Source organism: Roseateles rivi (assembly GCF_043555845.1).
GTDB classification, from domain to species: Bacteria; Pseudomonadota; Gammaproteobacteria; order Burkholderiales; family Burkholderiaceae_C; genus Roseateles; species Roseateles rivi.
Window position 1 is genome coordinate 761,597 of record NZ_JBIGHZ010000001.1, and the last position, 15,678, is coordinate 777,274.

Below are 15,678 nucleotides of genomic sequence, written 5' to 3' on the forward strand. Positions count from 1 at the left end.
TTGCCACCGGGTGCAAAGGCCCCGATTTGTGCACAGCAGCGGCCAAGCTGGGACAATACCGCCCCATGTCACTCAAAGCCCCCGAACTCCTGCTGCCCGCGGGCAGCCTGCAGAAAATGCGCGCCGCCTACGACTTCGGCGCCGATGCGGTCTACGCTGGCCAGCCGCGCTACTCCCTGCGCGCACGCAACAACGAATTCCGCCTGGAGCAAATCGCCCAGGGCATTGCCGAGGCGCACACGCGCGGCAAGAAGTTCTTTGTCACCAGCAACCTGATTGCGCACAACGACAAGGTCCGCACCTACATCCGCGACATCCAGCCCGTGGTGGAGTTGAAGCCCGACGCCCTCATCATGGCCGACGCCGGGCTGATCATGCAGGTGCTGGCGCAGATGGAAAAAGGCGTGTTCCCCAAGGTGCCCATCCACCTCTCGGTGCAGGCCAACACCACCAACTGGGCCGCAGTGAAGTTCTGGCAGAAGGTGGGCGTGGAGCGCATCATCCTCTCGCGCGAACTCAGCCTCGACGAGATCGAAGCCATCCGCAACGAGTGCCCGGACATGGAGATTGAAGTCTTCGTCCACGGCGCGCTGTGCATTGCCTACTCCGGCCGCTGCCTGCTGTCGGGCTACTTCAACCGCCGCGACCCCAACCAAGGCACCTGCACCAACGCCTGCCGCTGGGAGTACGGCACCACCGCCGCCAGCGAACAGTCCCCCAGCGGCGAAGCCGTGCCCGTGGGCAAGCTCGACGCCGACTTCAACTTCGCCGAGGCCCAGGCCGAAGCCGAAGGCAGCTTCTCCACCTGCGGCAGCGGCCAGCGCCACCCCGCCGCGGACAAGGTCTACTTCCTGGAAGAGAAGGGCCGCCCCGGCGAGCTCATGCCCATCATGGAAGACGAGCACGGCACCTACATCTTGAACAGCAAAGACCTGCGCGCTGTGGAGCATGTGGAGCGTCTGGCGCGCATTGGTGTGGACTCGCTCAAGATCGAAGGCCGCACCAAGAGCCTCTACTACGTGGCCCGCACCGCACAGGTCTACCGCCGCGCCATCGACGACGCCGTGGCCGGTCGCCCCTTCAACCCCGAGCTGCTGCTGGAACTCGAAGGCCTGGCCAACCGCGGCTACACCGGCGGCTTGCTGGAGCGCCGCCCCGCGCAGGACTACCAAAACTACATCAACGGCCACAGCGAACTGCACCGCAGCCACTTTGTGGGTGAAGTCACCGCTGTGCGCGACGACGGCTGGGTGCAGGTGCAAGCCAAAAACCGCTTCTCCGTGGGCGACCGCCTGGAAGTGCTGCACCCCAGCGGCAACCGCGTGGTCGAGCTCAAAGAAATGCACAACCTCGACGGCGAGCCCGTGCAAGTCGCCCCCGGCGACCCCGTGCGCGTGTGGGTGCCGCTGGGCCTGCCCGCCGAAGGCGGGCTGGTGTCGCGGTTGTTGTGAGCGTGCTGTGTTGGTGCTAGCGCGCGCCGCGCGCTGCACCAAGCGCGATTTTCAGATTTCCTAATAGCGATTTAGCGCTTCAGCCAAACGTCACATCAAACCTAAGCTGCTGGGCAAGCGCACCCCACGAGGGGCGCAAAACCCAGGCCGCAGGCACCCCGCTGCGGCCTCATTGTTTGAGCAACCGCAGCAGCAGATGATGACGATCGTTTCTTCACGCAGGCAGACCCGACCCCGCAGCGCATTGGCTTTGATCAGCCTGGCTTGTTTGACACTTGGCGCCCAAGCGCAGGACCAAGCTCCGGAAACTTTGCAGCGCGTGGAGGTGACTGGCAGCCACATCAAGCGCCTGGACAGCGAGGGCACCACGCCCGTGCAGGTGCTGCGCCGCGAGGACATTGCGCGCCTGGGCGCATCGACCGTGCAGCAGCTGCTGTCCAGCCTGGCCGGGTCCACCGCGGCCTTGGCCGACAACAACAACTACTACGGCAACACCGAGGCTCCCGGGGCCTCGGCCGTGTCGCTGCGCTACTTCGGCAAGCAAAGCACGCTGGTGCTGCTGAACTTCCGCCGCGTGGCCGCTTTTCCGCTGGCCGACTTCAACGAGATCTTCGTCAACATCGACGCCCTGCCCATGGATGCGATCGAGCGGGTCGAGATTCTCAAGACCGGCGGCTCAGCCCTGTATGGCTCCGATGCCGTGGCCGGGGTGATCAACATCATCACGCGCAAAGACTTCCAGGGCCTCAGCCTCAAAGGCAACTGGGGGCAAACCTCCAGCAAGGGCCGTTTTGGTGACGGCACCCTCAGCGTGGGGGCGGGTGTGGGCGACCTGGCTCGCGACGGCTTCAATGTGCTGAGCAATCTGGAGTACTACAAGCGCGAGCTGGTGCAGGGCTGGCGTCACTTGCTCGATGAGGTCAACCCCCAGTACCGCCAAGTGGCCACGGGCTTGGGCGCGCTGTCTGCGCGCTCCTACCCCGGCAATGTCAACGGCCAGGCGGTGCCGGGCTGCGAGACCATCGTCAACAAGCGCTGCATGTCGGACCCAATTGAGGGCGGGTTGATCATGCCCTCCAGCACGCGTTTGAACTGGCTCAGCACCGGCACGCTGCGTCTGAACAAGGACGTGGACGCGTTCGCCGAGCTGTCGCTCTCGCGCAATCAGACCGAGTACCTGGGCGATGCGCTGACCTACTCCAGCAGCTGGGGCACCTGGACCTGGGGCGACCCCAGCACCGATTTGCCCAAGAGCTTCACCTACCGGGGCCTGCCTGCGGGCCACCCGTTGAACCCCAGCAACAAGGAGGCCAGCTTCCAGTACCTGTTTGCCGACAGCCAGCCCTTCCACCATGTCGATGCCAAGCAGTACCGCGCCCTTGGCGGGCTGCGTGGCACGTGGTCGGGCTATGACTTCGAGCTGGCCGCAGGCGCGCTGGGCGGGCATGCGCAGCGCTCGCAGCGCCAGGTCTTCAGCGACAAGGGCTTTGTGGAAGTGATTGGCGACTACAACGCGGCCACACTGGATGCGAGCTTCTTCAACAAGCCTGGCGGCTACCGCATTGGGCAGCTCAATTCGCCCGAGGTGCTGGCCAAGCTCTTCCCCACCTTCGGCTATGAGGGCCAGACGCGCCAGCTGTTTGTTGACGGGCGGCTCAGCGGCGAGCTGACGCAGCTGCCCGCAGGGCCGCTGAGCTTTGCTGCGGGTTTTGACGTGCGGCGCGATTCGTTCACCATGACGCCCACGGCCAACCTGCGCACCGGCGAGCTGCTGGGCTCAGGGGTCTCTAGCGCCGATGCGGCGCGCAACTTCGGCGCGGCATTTGCTGAGCTGAACGTGCCCTTGCTCAAAAACCTGAACCTGGAGCTGGCTGGACGGGCCGACAAATTCCAACACTTTGACGCGCACTTCTCGCCCAAGGTGGCGCTGCGCTACCAGCCCACCCAGCAGTTGCTGCTGCGCGGCACGGTAGAGACGGGGTTTCGCGCGCCCAATCTGGCCGAGAGTGCTGACTCCAACAAATACAGCTGGGCCACGGGGATTTCTGACCCACGGCGCTGCCCCGCCGCGCAGGAGCTGGCTGATGCCCTGGAGGCCCAGGGCCAAACCCAGCGCGCCGACAGCGTGCGCGCGGCCGAGTGCAACACCGGCATTCCCAAGGTGACGCGCAACAACCCCGCGCTCAAGCCCGAGACCTCGCTGTCGGCCACCTTTGGCCTGGTGTTCGAGCCCTTCAGAGGCAGCCGCGTGGCGCTGGATTGGTGGCGCATTCAGCGCAAGGGCGAAATCGGCATCAAGGGCCTGGGCGATTTGCTCAACGAAGAAGGGGGGCTGGAGCCCGGCTTGCTGCTGCGCGGCAGCCTAGCGCAAGACCCCACCTTCAACGCGCAAGAGCAGGCCCAGTACGGCGTCAAAGTGGGGCACTTGAAGCGCGTTATCACGCAGTTTGGCAATCAGTCGCGCACCCAGACCAGCGGGCTGGACGTGCTGGCGCGCAGCGAGGTGGCGCTGCCCCAGCTGGGGCGCTTCACGCTGGACCTGGATGGCATGGTGCTGCTGAGCCAGCGCTACTGGAATCTGGAGCGCAAGGGCTGGGGTGACAACCTGGTGGGCCGCTACGGCTACTCGCGCCTGAGCCTGGGCCTGGGGGCGGCTTTGCAAAGCGGCGATTGGAACAACGCGCTGCGACTGAGCTACCGCGGTGGCCAGTCTTTGCAGGGGGACTTCTACGACAGCCTCTGGAGCGTGGAAGGCTGCGCTGATTTGAAGCTCTCTGCCGATCAATGCCAGGTCAAGGCCTACCAGCGCCTGGACTACCACCTGGCCTGGTCGGGCTTCAAAAACTTGGAGTTGGGCCTGCACGTTGGCAATGTGCTCAACCGCCGCCCGCCGGTGGACTTCAAACAGTTCGGTGCTTACTGGGGCGTGGTGCCTCAAAACCTCGAAGACGTGATGGGCCGCACCTTCCGTATCAGTGCCTCTTACCGCTTCTTCTGACGGGCCCAGCCGCGCATCAGCGGCTGGTTCCGCCCAGGCGCCCACACGCCCGATGGGTCTGCGGGCGTTTTCTATTTTTCGCTTTGTGTCATGCAAAACATCTCTTGGAAGCAGGCCAGCGTGGCCGTGCTGTGGGCCATGGGTTTGGCCTTTGTCAGTGTGGGCCGCCCCTTAGAGGCTGCGCCACTGGGCGCCACACCTGCACCCGCCCCGGTGCCCAGCCTGGAAACCCTGTTTCGTGCCGAGTCTTACCGGGGGCAAAACGCCAAGGACATGGCGTTCTCCAAATCCGGGCGCTATCTGGGGGCGCTTCAGAAAACGGAAAATAAAGCACGCTAAGCCGGTTGCAGCGGTCGTAGCGGCCTGAACTTGCCCGAGCCGATCTTGGCGCTGCTGCGCCAGAGGTAATCGCCGGTCAGGTTGATGTGTTCCCAGCCCAGCGGCGACAGGTACTGCAACGGACTGTCATCGACGGTCTGGCCGTGGCCGCGTAAGGCGTTTGCGGCCCGTTCCAGGTACACCGTGTTCCACACCACGATGGCCGCCGTCACTAGGTTGAGGCCGCTGGCCCGGTAGCGCTGCTGCTCGAAACTGCGGTCGCGGATTTCGCCCAGGCGGTTGAAGAACACGGCGCGGGCCAGCGCGTTGCGGGCTTCGCCCTTATTCAGTCCGGCATGCACACGGCGACGCAGTTCGACGCTTTGCAGCCAGTCCAGGATGAACAACGTGCGCTCGATGCGGCCCAGCTCGCGCAGGGCGACGGCTAGGCCATTCTGGCGCGGGTAGCTGCCGAGCTTGCGCAGCATCAGCGAGGCCGTCACCGTGCCCTGCTTGATTGATGTGGCCAGTCGCAGGATTTCGTCCCAATGGGCTCGGACGTGCTTGATGTTGAGCGTGCCGCCGATCATCGGTTTCAGCGCGTCATAGCTGGCATCGCCCTTCGGGATGTATAGCTTGGTGTCGCTCAGGTCGCGGATGCACGGCGCGAAGCGGAAGCCCAAGAGGTGCATCAGTGCAAAGACGTGATCGGTGAAGCCCGCCGTGTCGGTGTAGTGCCCCTCGATCCGCAAGTCGGACTCGTGGTACAGCAGGCCGTCGAGCACATAGGTCGAGTCGCGCACACCGACATTGACCACCTTGGTGTGGAACGGCGCGTACTGGTCGGAAATGTGGGTGTAGAACGTCCGTCCTGGGCTGCTGCCGTACTTCGGGTTGATGTGCCCCGTGCTTTCAGCCTTGCTGCCGGTTCGAAAATTCCGGCCGTCCGACGATGACGTGGTGCCGTCGCCCCAATGCCCGGCGAAACGATGCTGGAACTGCGCGTTGACCAGTTCGGCCAGCGCCGCCCCGTAGGTTTCATCGCGGATGTGCCAGGCTTGCAGGCAGGCCAGCTTGGCGTAGGTCGTGCCGGGGCAGGACTCGGCCATCTTGGTCAGGCCCAGGTTGATCGCATCGGCCAGGATCGTGGTCAGCAGCAGGTTCTTGTCCTTGGCCAGGTCGCCCGATTTCAGGTGCGCGAAGTGCCGGGTGAAGCCCGTCCATTCGTCCACCTCAAGCAGCAGCTCGGTGATCTTGACGTGCGGCAGGATCATCGCCATCTGGTCGATCAGGGCCTGCGCGGTGTCTGGCACCGCCGCGTCGAGCGGCGTGATTTTCAGGCCCGACTCCGTGATGATGGCGTCCGGCAGCTCATTCGCCAGCGCCGCGCGGTTGACGGTGGCGAGCTGCGTTTCCAGCAGCGTCAGCCGCTCATTCAGGTACTGGTCGCAATCGGTGGCCACGGCCAGAGGCAATTCGCGGGGCTGTTTGAGGCTGGCGAATTTCTCGGGCGGCACCAGGTAGTCCTCGAAGTCCTTGAACTGGCGGGAGCCTTGCACCCAGATGTCGCCGGAGCGCAGCGCGTTCTTCATTTCCGACAACGCGCACAGCTCGTAGTAACGCCGGTCGATGCCAGCGTCGGTCTTCACCAGCTTCTGCCAGCGCGGCTTGATGAAGTCGGTCGGCGCGTCGGCAGGAACCTTGCGGGCGTTGTCGCTGTTCATACTGCGAAGCACCTCGATGGCATCGAGCACGTCCTTGGCGGCAGGCGCGGCCCGCAGCTTGAGTACGTCGAGGAATTCCGGCGCGTATCGGCGCAGCGTCGCGTAGCTCTCTCCGATGCGGTGCAGAAAATCGAAGTCCTCGGGCTGCGCGAGCTTCTGCGCCTCGGTGACGCTCTCGGCTAAGGCATCCCAGGACATGACGGCCTCGATGGCGGCGAACGGGTCGCGGCCCGCTTGCTTGGCCTCGATCAGTGCCTGGCCGATACGCCCGAACAGCCGAACCTTGGCGTTGATCGCCTTGCCGGATGCCTGGAACTGCTGCTGATGCTTGTTCTTGGCGGCGTTGAACAGCTTGCCCAGGATGCGGTCATGCAGGTCGATGATTTCGTCGGTGACGGTGGCCATGCCCTCGATGGCGAGCGCCACCAGGGTGGCATAGCGTCGCTGCGCCTCGAACTTGGCCAGGTCGGCAGGCGTCATCTGGCCGCCCTCGCGGGCGATCTTGAGCAGCCGGTTCTGGTGCACCGACCGCTCAATGCCGGAAGGTAGGTCGAGCGCCTGCCACGCCTTGAGGCGTTCGATGTGTTCCAGCATGTGCCGCGAGTTCGGTTTGACGGGCGACTGACGCAGCCAGGCCAGCCAGGTCGTCTTGCCGTTGTCGCGGCGATTGAGCAGATCGTCCAAGCGGCGGCGATGCGCGTCCGACAGTGGCTCGGCCAAGGCATCGTAGATGCGCCGGTTGGCGCGAGTGATCGCTTCGGCGCTCGCGCGCTCTACGGCGTTGAGGGCAGGCAGGATGATCGACTGCCGCCGCAGGTGCTCGATCAAGGCGCTTGCCAGCACAATGCCCTTGTCGGTTTGCATGGCCAGCTCGGTCAGCGTGTGGACGGCCTGCCGGTAGTGGCTCATGGTGAATGGCTGGTAGCCGAACACCGTTTGCAGTTCGACCAGGTGCTCACGCCGGGTCTGCTCCCGCTGCCCGTATTCGTCCCAGCTTTCGACGGTGACCTTGAGCTGGTTGGCGACCAGTCTTAGCAATGGCGGAAACGGTTGCTCATCGACGCCAAGGATGATGCCGGGAAAGCGCAGGTAGCAAAGCTGCACGGCAAAGCCCAGCCGGTTGGCCGGGCCACGGCGCTGCCGGATGAAGGAGAGGTCGGTGTCGCTGAACGTGTAGTGACGGATCAAGTCGTCTTTGGTGTCCGGCAATTCCAGCAGGCTTTCGCGCTCTGCGGCAGACAGTATGGAACGACGAGGCATATCTATTGATCCAATCTCAGGTATTGATACAGGGTCTCCCGGCTGATACCGAATTCACGGGCCAACTTCGCCTTCTGCTCACCAGCATCGGCCCGCTGACGCAGCTCGATCACCATGTCAGGCGACAGCGATTTCTTCCGCCCACGGTAGGCTCCGCGTTGCTTGGCCAAGGCAATGCCTTCGCGCTGCCGCTCGCGGATCAGGGCGCGCTCGAACTCGGCAAAGGCCCCCATTACCGACAGCATCAAATTGGCCATCGGCGAATCCTCGCCAGTGAAGGTCAGGCATTCCTTGACGAATTCGATTCGTACCCCTCGCTTGGTGAGCCTTTGCACCAGTCGGCGCAAGTCGTCTAGGTTGCGCGCCAGACGATCCATGCTATGCACCACCACGGTGTCGCCCTCGCGCACGAAGGTGAGTAGCGCGTCTAGTTCTGGCCGCTGCGTATCCTTGCCCGATGCCTTGTCCGTGAACACCTTGTCCACCTGAGCCTGCTCAAGCTGCCGATCTGGGTTCTGGTCGAAGCTGCTGACCCGCACATACCCGATGCGTTGACCTTTCAAGGGTGTCTCCTGCGCAAATGTGTCAGGAAATAATCTATGACCCCTTGTGCATTGTGTCAAGAAATATCTGATGACACTCTAACCTGACGCAATCCGCTGCCAATGCTTGACGCCAAGTTAGGGTATAGCCCAGATGGACAGGCGCCGGGCGTTGGATGCCGGCAGAACTTAGACTTGAGAGAATCCACCATCGACCGTCAGTTCGATGCCGTTGACATAGCGCGCATCCGATGAAGCCAGAAACAGCGCTGCTGTCGCAATTTCATCTGGTTGTGCTATGTAACCTAACGGCACGGCGGTAGCGGCATAATCATGGAGCGCCGCCATCTGCGCATCGTCCATTTTTAAGCCATTTTTCATGATGGGTGTTTCTGTTAAGCCGGGGCTGAGCGCATTGACTCGAATCTTGCGCGCTTTCAGGTCATTGGCCCACGATCGTGCAAAGGAGCGCACGGCGGCCTTGGAAGCGTTGTATAGGCTCAAATTCGCCATACCCTTGTTGGCGACGATGGAGGCCGTCAACACTACTGAGGCACCATCCTTCAGCAGAGGCAAGAGCGTCTGGGTAGTAAAAAATACGCCCTTGACATTGATATCGAAAGTCTTGGAAAACTCAACTTCCGTCGTCTCACCAAAACCATTGTTCTCGGCGATACCGGCGTTGGCAAACACGACATCGAGTTGATCCCCGCGTTTTTCGATCTCGACCTTGAGCTTTCTCAAGTCTGAAACATCGGCTACATCAGATGCCACCCCAACCGCACCGTCCCCCAGTGAAGCAGCCGCTTGACTGAGAGTCTTTTCGGTTCTACCCGTTATATAGACGCGCTTGGCTCCTTCAGCGAGCAGCGCCTTGGCAATGGCCAATCCAATGCCGGTTGACCCACCGGTTACGACTGCAACTTGATTCATGAATCGATTTTTTGACATGCTGGTTTTCTCCTAAAGTTCCATTGTTCGATCATAAGCGAACTATGGAACTTTATCACCACTTGTGTAACACTGAAAGCATGAGGTCACCCAGCCACCCAACACTCGAGAATCTGTCATTAGCGAGGGTGCTTTACGCGCTTAGCGATCCTGTGCGCCTTAGCCTTGTACAAAGCCTTGCAACCAAGGGGGAACAAGCTTGTGGTGCCTTGAATTTGACAGTGGCCAAGTCCACAGCTTCACACCACTTCCGGGTGCTACGGGAAGCAGGCGTTATTCGGATGCGTCCGGAGGGAACGCAGTTCATCAACTCTCTGCGAAAGGACGACCTTGATCGTCGCTTCCCCGGATTGCTTGATGCCGTTCTTCATGCCTCGAGGCCTCTTTGAGCTTGTACCGACAGATGGTGAAGATCAACGCTTAGCGTGCTTTAAATTCCGTTTTCTGAGACGACCCCAAGTTCGAGGCCCTGGAGCTGCTGGGCTTCACGCCCGACAGCCGCAGCGCCTTTGTGGCGGCCAACCGCGACGACCCTGCCGCCATGAACCTCTACCGGGTGGATGTGCACACCGGCGCCATGACCGCGCTGGGCCAGGCGCTGGACTACCACCGCAAATCCGTGGTCTCGCACAGCGGGCAATGGCTGGCGGCCAACGCCGGACACTGGGGGCAGCCGCCGGAGCTCAAGCTCATCCAAGGTCTGACCAGCTCTGCCGCACCAGCCCAGGTGCTCACGCAAAGCCACGACCCGGCCCTGCGCCAATTGCTGCTGCAAACGCCCGAACGCTTTGCCTTCAAGAATCGCCATGGTGACGAGCTCCAGGCCTATGTCTTCAAGCCAGCGGGCTGGCGCGCCAGCGACCAACGTCCCGCCGTGGTCTATGTCTACGGCAGCGTGCTGGGTGACGGGCATATGGTGGAGCGCGACAGCTTTCAGGACACCGCCTACTGGTTCCAGATGTATATGGCGCTCAAGCACGGCTACGTCACGGTCACGCTGGACACGCGTGGCCACTCCAACTATGGGCAAGCCTTCTCCCGCGCCAACTGGGAGCAACCAGGCCGACCGCAGACCGAGGACTTGCAAGACGCCGTGGCCTACATCAGCCAGAACCTGGGGGTGGACCGCCAGCGCATGGGCCTGACGGGCTGGAGCTTTGGGGGCTTCCAGACCCAGTACACCCTCTACACCCAGCCTGACCTGTTCCTGGACCCCGACGGCGGCCATGGCCTGGGTGGTGCCGTCAAGAACGCGGGCTGGCACCGCAAATACGAGGCCTTCTGGCTGCGCCATCTGGGCCGCGCGCCATAAGAGGGGGCATCAGGGCCGCTGCCCCCCCTCGCACAGCAGCTCGCCCACCTGGCGTTGCAGCTTTTCGGGGCTGATGTCGCTTGCACTCATGGGGGCGCCAGCCACCAAGCCGACGTGGTTGAAGCAGCCACGGCGCCAGGGCCGCACCATGGCCCGACCGCCTTCGATGCGTGAGAAGAATGAGCCCCAGAGGTTGGTCAGGGCCAGGGGCACGACGGGCAGATCGGGGCGGTGTTCGACGATCTTCATCACGCCGCCGCGAAAAGGCTGCAGCTGCCCGTCGCGGGTGATGCCGCCTTCGGGAAAGATGCAAAGCAGCTCGCCCTCGTCCAGCACCTGGCGGGCGCTGGCAAAGGCGGCGTCGTAGACAGCGGGGTTTTCGTGCTGGGGCGCGATGGGAATGGCCTTGGCCAGGCGAAAGAACCAACCGACCAGCGGCGTGCTGAAGATGCGGTGGTCCATGATGAAGCGAATGGGCCGGGGGCTGGCGGCCATCAGCAGCACGGCGTCGACGTAGCTCACATGGTTGCACACCAGCACGGCTGCACCCTGGGTCGGCATGTGCGCCTCACCGCGGACCTCAAAGCGGTAGACACAGCGCGAGGCGATGAAGGCCACAAAGCGCAGCAGGTATTCCGGCACCACGGCAAAGATGTAGCTGGCCACCACGGCATTGGCCACGCCCAGCCACAAAAACAGCTCGGGCAGACTGACACCGGCGCCCAGCATCAGCCCCGCCAGCAGGGAGCTGGCAATCATGAACAAGGCATTCAAGATGTTGTTGGTGGCGATGATGCGCGCGCGGTGCGTGGGCGGGGTGCGCAACTGGATGAGCGCGTACATGGGCACGCTGTAGAGCCCCGCAAACAGCGCCAGCAAGGCCAAATCGATCAACACCCGCCAGTGGGCCGCCTGGGCCAAAAATGCAGCGCTGCCCAACGTGCCTTGGGCTGGGGTGGGCAGGCTGCGGGAGGCGAAGTACAGGTCAATGGCAAAGACACTCATGCCAATGGCCCCCAGTGGGACCAAGCCGATTTCCACATGGCGGCGCGACAGGTGCTCGCACAGCAGCGAACCCACGCCAATGCCCACCGAAAACACCACCAGCAGCAGCGAGGCCACCTGGGCGTTGCCATGCAGCACTTCTTTGGCAAAGGCCGGGAAATTGGACAAGAACACGGCCCCGAAGAACCACATCCAAGAGATGCCTAGCAGCGAGCGAAACACCGCCAAGTGGCCATGTGCCAGCTGCAGATTGCGCCAGGTTTCGCTCAAAGGGTTGTGGTTGATGCGCAAGCCCGGATCGGTAGGCGCGCAAGGCGGGATGGCTTGCGCGCTGGCACGACCGGCCAAGGCCAAGGCCAGCCCGCCCAGGGCCACCCAGTGTGTGCCCAGCTCGGGTGATGCCATGAGCAAACCACCGACGACATTGCCCAGCAAGATGGCCACAAAGGTACCCATCTCCACCAAACCGTTGCCGCCCGTCAGCTCCTGCTCCTGCAGCTGCTGGGGCAAGTAGGCGTATTTGACCGGGCCAAACAGCGTGGAGTGCAGCCCCATCAGCAGCACGCACAACAGCAGTGTGGGCACATGTGCGGCCCAAAACCCCCAAGCCGCCAGCGCCATGATGGTGATTTCCAGGTTTTTGATGGCGCGCATCAGGTGCGCTTTGTCCACCTTGTCCGCCAGCTGTCCACTGGAGGCCGAGAACAGCACAAAGGGCAGGATGAACAGCGCACCAATCACCAGCCCGGCTTGGGTGGGCGCCAGCCAGCTCAGCTGCAGCTGGTAAGTCAGCAGCACCGTGAGCGCGAATTTGAACAAGTTGTCGTTGGCCGCGCCCAGAAACTGAGTCCAGAAAAACGGGGCGAAACGGCGCTGGCCAAGCAGCGCGAATTGACTGGGGGGGGTGTTTGACATGGTCAGCGTTGGGGTGGTGGCTGCAAAGCCGCTTGATTCTGCATGCGGCAGTGGCGAGTGCCGCTTGGCAGCGCCAGCGGTGTGGGCGTTGGGCCGCACGTGCTTAGGGGGGACTGGTGCAGCATGCGCCCACCACAGGCGACAAGCGCCGAGGCGGCGCGGCGCTTGTGACGCACGCTCAGCGCGCAAAGGCCCGGGGGATTGCAGTACCATGCGCGCCGTTGGTGCTCGGGTCTGCCGTCCGGTGGGCCCAGTGAAACGGGAATCAGATCGCTGGGGCTGGCCGCTGTGCTGCCCTGTAGGTGAAGCTGAGCTGCCCCCGCAACGGTGAGTGGTCGGTCCTGCAAGGGACGAGCTTTCGTGCTTCACCCACTGGCGTGTCTGTCTGATGCGCTGGGAAGGGTTCGAGAGTTGACCACCAGCCCGGAGACCGGCCAACGATGGGGTGCTGCGCTGTGGCTGTGTTGGCCGCGCCGGTGCGCCATGTGCGCGTGCCTACGGGGATGTGGGTGCGAGTGAAAAGCTCGAAGCGTTTTTGACGCTTCTTTCGTTCGTCCTGTTCATCTTCTGTTGGCGTTTTGCGTGGGCTGTGGCTTTGGGCTGCGGCGTTTGCCATTCTTTTGCGGGCAAGCGCTGTGGGTGCAAAGGCCTGAGGTCCATGTGCGACGCATGTGAGGCCCGCCATGCACATCGAACCCGGCTTGATTGCCCAACCCAAACTCGTTTTTGCCGCCGTGGCTGCTGTTGGCGTGCTGCTGGCGCACCTGCCGCAGTGGTTGCGCCAGTTCGGCACGGCCGCGCCGCGCACGCTCCTGGCCGCGGTGTTCTTCTCGGTCTTTATGCAGGCCTTTCACATGCCCGCAGGCCCGTCGGAGCTGCACTTCCTCGGTGCCATGCCCATCTACATCGCCTTTGGCTACTTGCCCACGCTGCTGGGCTTGCCGCTGGGCCTGCTGCTGCAGGGCCTTTTGTTTGACCCGCAGGACTTGCCGCACCTGGCGGTGAACGCGCTGTCGCTGATGCTGCCGCTCATGGCCGTGCACTTCACGCTGGGCCAGCGCCTGCTGGCTGCGGGCACGCCCGTGCGTGTGGCCACGCTGGTCAAGCTCGACGGCGTGTTTTACAGCGGTGTGGTGGCCATGGTGGCGTTTTGGCTGTCGCTCTCCAGCGGCGCTGGTGCACTGGCAGGCTTTGAGACCTTTGCGCTGCACTACGCGCCCTTGGTGCTGCTGGAGCCTGCTGTCACGCTGGCCGTGCTGTGGCTGCTGCGCCCGCAGAGCTGGCTGATGCGCCAGCGCTTTGCGGCGTGGTGTTTTGAGTCGCGCACGGCCCAAGCCTGAGGCCGGGCATGCCAGGCACGGTCTACTTCGTGGGCGCAGGCCCCGGCGACCCTGAGCTGCTCACGCTCAAGGGCCGCGACCTCATTGCCCAAGCCGGGGCCATCTTGTATGCCGGCTCGCTGGTGAACGAGGCGGCCACGCGCTTTGCGCCCGCGCACTGCGAGGTGGCCGACTCCAAGGGCATGACGCTCGAAGAAATGGCCGCCTGGCTGATCGAACGCGCGGCGCGCCACGCCGTGGTGGTGCGCCTGCAAACGGGCGACCCCTCGCTCTACGGCGCGCTCATCGAGCTGGTGCAGCCGCTGGATGCCGCAGGCGTGCCGCTGCGCGTGGTGCCGGGGGTGACCTCGGCCATGGCCAGCGCGGCCGCGGCGGTGGAGAGCTTCACGCTGCCCGAGCTCACGCAGACCGTGATCCTCACGCGCGTTGAAGGCCGCACGCCCATGCCCGAGGGCGAGGCGCTGGAAGACCTGGCGCGCCACCACTGCACGCTGTGCATCTACCTCTCCATCACCTTGCTGCACAAGGTTGAGGCCGCGCTGCGCGCTGCGGGCTGGCGTGAAGACGCCCCCATGCTGGTGGTGCACAAAGCCAGCTGGCCCGGCGAGGAGCTGCTGATACGCGGCACGCTGGCCGACATCAAAGCGCGCTGCCGCGCCGCCGGCGTGGTGAGCCAAAGCATGATCATCGCCAGCCCCACGCTGGGTGCGCGGCAGTGGCCGCAGCTCACGCGCTCCAAGCTCTACGACCCGAGCTTTACCCACAAATTCCGCCGGGCCACAGCGCCCGCCAACCCAAGCTCTAGCGAGTTGCCAGATGACGCATCCAGCCCCCACCGCGATTGACCTGCCGGCCCACACCACGCTGCTGTTGGTGGGCCACGGCTCGCGCGAGCCCGGTGCCAACGAGGAAATCGAGCGCTTTGCCGCCGCCTGGCGTGTGCGCCGCCCGAACTGGCGCATCGAGGTGTGCTTCATCGAGTTCGCCACCGTCATGCTGCACGAGGGCTTGCGCCGCGCGGCGCAAGACAGCCAGCGCGTGGTGGTGCTGCCGCTCATCCTCAATGCCGCAGGGCACGTGAAGATGGACATCCCCCAGGCCATCGACACGGCGCGGCTGGACTGCCCCGCCGTGCGCTTTGACTACGTGCCGCACCTGCAAGCGGGCGAGCCGATTTTGAAAGTGCTCAAGCGCCAGCTGCGGCGCGCCATGACCGAGCTGGACATGCCCGACCCGCGCTCCACCGGCGTCATCCTGCTGGGGCGTGGCGCCTCAGACCGCGGGGCCAACGGCGAGGTGGCCAAGATGGCGCGCTGGCTCATGGAAGAGGGCGACCATGAGCTGGTGGACATTGCCTTTACCGGCATCACCTTCCCGCGCCTGGAGCGCGTGGTGCAGCGCCAAAGCCTGCAGCTCATGACGCAAATCGTGGTGCTGCCTTACTACCTGTTCAGCGGCACCTTGATGAGCCGCATCGAGCGCCAGGTGCAGCACCTGCGTCAGCAGTACCCGCACATCCGTTTTGCGGCCGCGGGCTACTTCGGGTTTGAGCCCGAGATCACCGCTTTGCTCGAGCAGCGCGTGGCCGAGCTGCTGGGCCTGCAGCCCGAAAGCCGCATGGCCTGCGATGGCTGCAAGTACCGCGAAATCGCGGTGGAGCTGGGCCACGGCGGCCACCACCACGGCCCCGGCGGGCACGAGCATCACCACCCTCACGGCGATGACGCGCACCACCATCACCACCACGAGCACGGCCATGAGCATGAGCACCCACACGACCATGCCCATGAGCACACTCATGCCCACCCGCACGAGCACTCACACGCCACCCCCGTGGCCGTGGTGCGCCGCTGCCGCTAAAG

General features: G+C 63.8%; 12 protein-coding genes and 1 riboswitch. Of the genes, 8 read left to right on the forward strand and 4 right to left on the reverse strand.

Going from position 1 to position 15,678, the window contains the following annotated elements; all coding sequences use genetic code 11:
- Positions 1 to 65 precede the first annotated feature (65 nt).
- From trhP to ACG0Z6_RS03440, 3 genes are all read left to right on the forward strand, one after another.
- Complete coding sequence (gene trhP, locus ACG0Z6_RS03430) at positions 66 to 1,451, forward strand: prephenate-dependent tRNA uridine(34) hydroxylase TrhP (protein ID WP_394458662.1); 1,386 nt, start codon at positions 66 to 68, stop codon at positions 1,449 to 1,451.
- A gap of 199 nt (positions 1,452 to 1,650) precedes the next feature.
- Positions 1,651 to 4,449: a TonB-dependent receptor domain-containing protein gene (locus ACG0Z6_RS03435; RefSeq protein WP_394458663.1), complete on the forward strand. Its 2,799-nt coding sequence runs from the start codon at positions 1,651 to 1,653 to the stop codon at positions 4,447 to 4,449.
- A gap of 90 nt (positions 4,450 to 4,539) precedes the next feature.
- Positions 4,540 to 4,788, forward strand: coding sequence for a hypothetical protein (locus ACG0Z6_RS03440; RefSeq protein ID WP_394458664.1), 249 nt, complete (start codon positions 4,540 to 4,542; stop codon positions 4,786 to 4,788).
- Here ACG0Z6_RS03440 and ACG0Z6_RS03445 read toward each other — a convergent pair.
- The 3 genes from ACG0Z6_RS03445 to ACG0Z6_RS03455 form a co-directional block, all read right to left on the reverse strand.
- Positions 4,785 to 7,751 carry a Tn3 family transposase gene (locus ACG0Z6_RS03445; RefSeq protein ID WP_394458665.1) on the reverse strand — a complete coding sequence of 989 codons (2,967 nt, stop codon included), beginning with the start codon at positions 7,749 to 7,751 and terminating at the stop codon, positions 4,785 to 4,787. The two genes, ACG0Z6_RS03440 and ACG0Z6_RS03445, sit on opposite strands and share 4 nt — an antisense overlap.
- 2 nt (positions 7,752 to 7,753) lie before the next feature.
- A complete protein-coding gene (locus ACG0Z6_RS03450) occupies positions 7,754 to 8,314 on the reverse strand; it encodes a recombinase family protein (RefSeq protein ID WP_394458666.1) in 561 nt (186 codons plus the stop codon).
- Positions 8,315 to 8,482: 168 nt separating this feature from the next.
- Entirely contained in the window at positions 8,483 to 9,244 is a 762-nt protein-coding gene (locus ACG0Z6_RS03455; protein WP_394458667.1) for an SDR family oxidoreductase, read from the reverse strand.
- 80 nt (positions 9,245 to 9,324) lie between these two features.
- Between ACG0Z6_RS03455 and ACG0Z6_RS03460 the strand changes: the two genes are divergently transcribed.
- Together ACG0Z6_RS03460 and ACG0Z6_RS03465 are read left to right on the forward strand one after the other, a co-directional pair.
- The gene (locus ACG0Z6_RS03460; protein WP_394458815.1) at positions 9,325 to 9,633 is read left to right on the forward strand and encodes an ArsR/SmtB family transcription factor; all 309 of its coding nucleotides are present in this window, start codon (positions 9,325 to 9,327) and stop codon (positions 9,631 to 9,633) included.
- A gap of 122 nt (positions 9,634 to 9,755) precedes the next feature.
- Positions 9,756 to 10,556, forward strand: a complete 801-nt coding sequence (locus ACG0Z6_RS03465; RefSeq protein ID WP_394458668.1) for an alpha/beta hydrolase family protein — start codon at positions 9,756 to 9,758, stop codon at positions 10,554 to 10,556.
- 9 nt (positions 10,557 to 10,565) lie between these two features.
- Here the strand turns inward: ACG0Z6_RS03465 and ACG0Z6_RS03470 are convergent, their stop codons facing one another.
- On the reverse strand, positions 10,566 to 12,476 hold the full coding sequence (locus ACG0Z6_RS03470; protein WP_394458669.1) for an MFS transporter: 1,911 nt from the start codon (positions 12,474 to 12,476) through the stop codon (positions 10,566 to 10,568).
- Between the two features lie 205 nt (positions 12,477 to 12,681).
- A riboswitch (cobalamin riboswitch) is annotated at positions 12,682 to 12,929 on the forward strand.
- A gap of 230 nt (positions 12,930 to 13,159) precedes the next feature.
- On the opposite strand from ACG0Z6_RS03470, the gene ACG0Z6_RS03475 reads away from it, so the two are divergent.
- Genes ACG0Z6_RS03475 through ACG0Z6_RS03485 form a run of 3 tightly spaced genes read left to right on the forward strand, consistent with a single transcriptional unit; the run spans position 13,160 to position 15,676 of the window.
- On the forward strand, positions 13,160 to 13,816 hold the full coding sequence (locus ACG0Z6_RS03475) for an energy-coupling factor ABC transporter permease (protein WP_394458670.1): 657 nt from the start codon (positions 13,160 to 13,162) through the stop codon (positions 13,814 to 13,816).
- A gap of 8 nt (positions 13,817 to 13,824) precedes the next feature.
- Positions 13,825 to 14,661 (forward strand): precorrin-4 C(11)-methyltransferase, encoded by an 837-nt coding sequence (gene cobM, locus ACG0Z6_RS03480; protein ID WP_394458671.1) that lies wholly within the window; start codon positions 13,825 to 13,827, stop codon positions 14,659 to 14,661.
- Positions 14,633 to 15,676 (forward strand): sirohydrochlorin chelatase, encoded by a 1,044-nt coding sequence (locus ACG0Z6_RS03485; protein ID WP_394458672.1) that lies wholly within the window; start codon positions 14,633 to 14,635, stop codon positions 15,674 to 15,676. Before cobM ends, ACG0Z6_RS03485 begins: the two co-directional genes overlap by 29 nt.
- Positions 15,677 to 15,678: the final 2 nt, after the last annotated feature.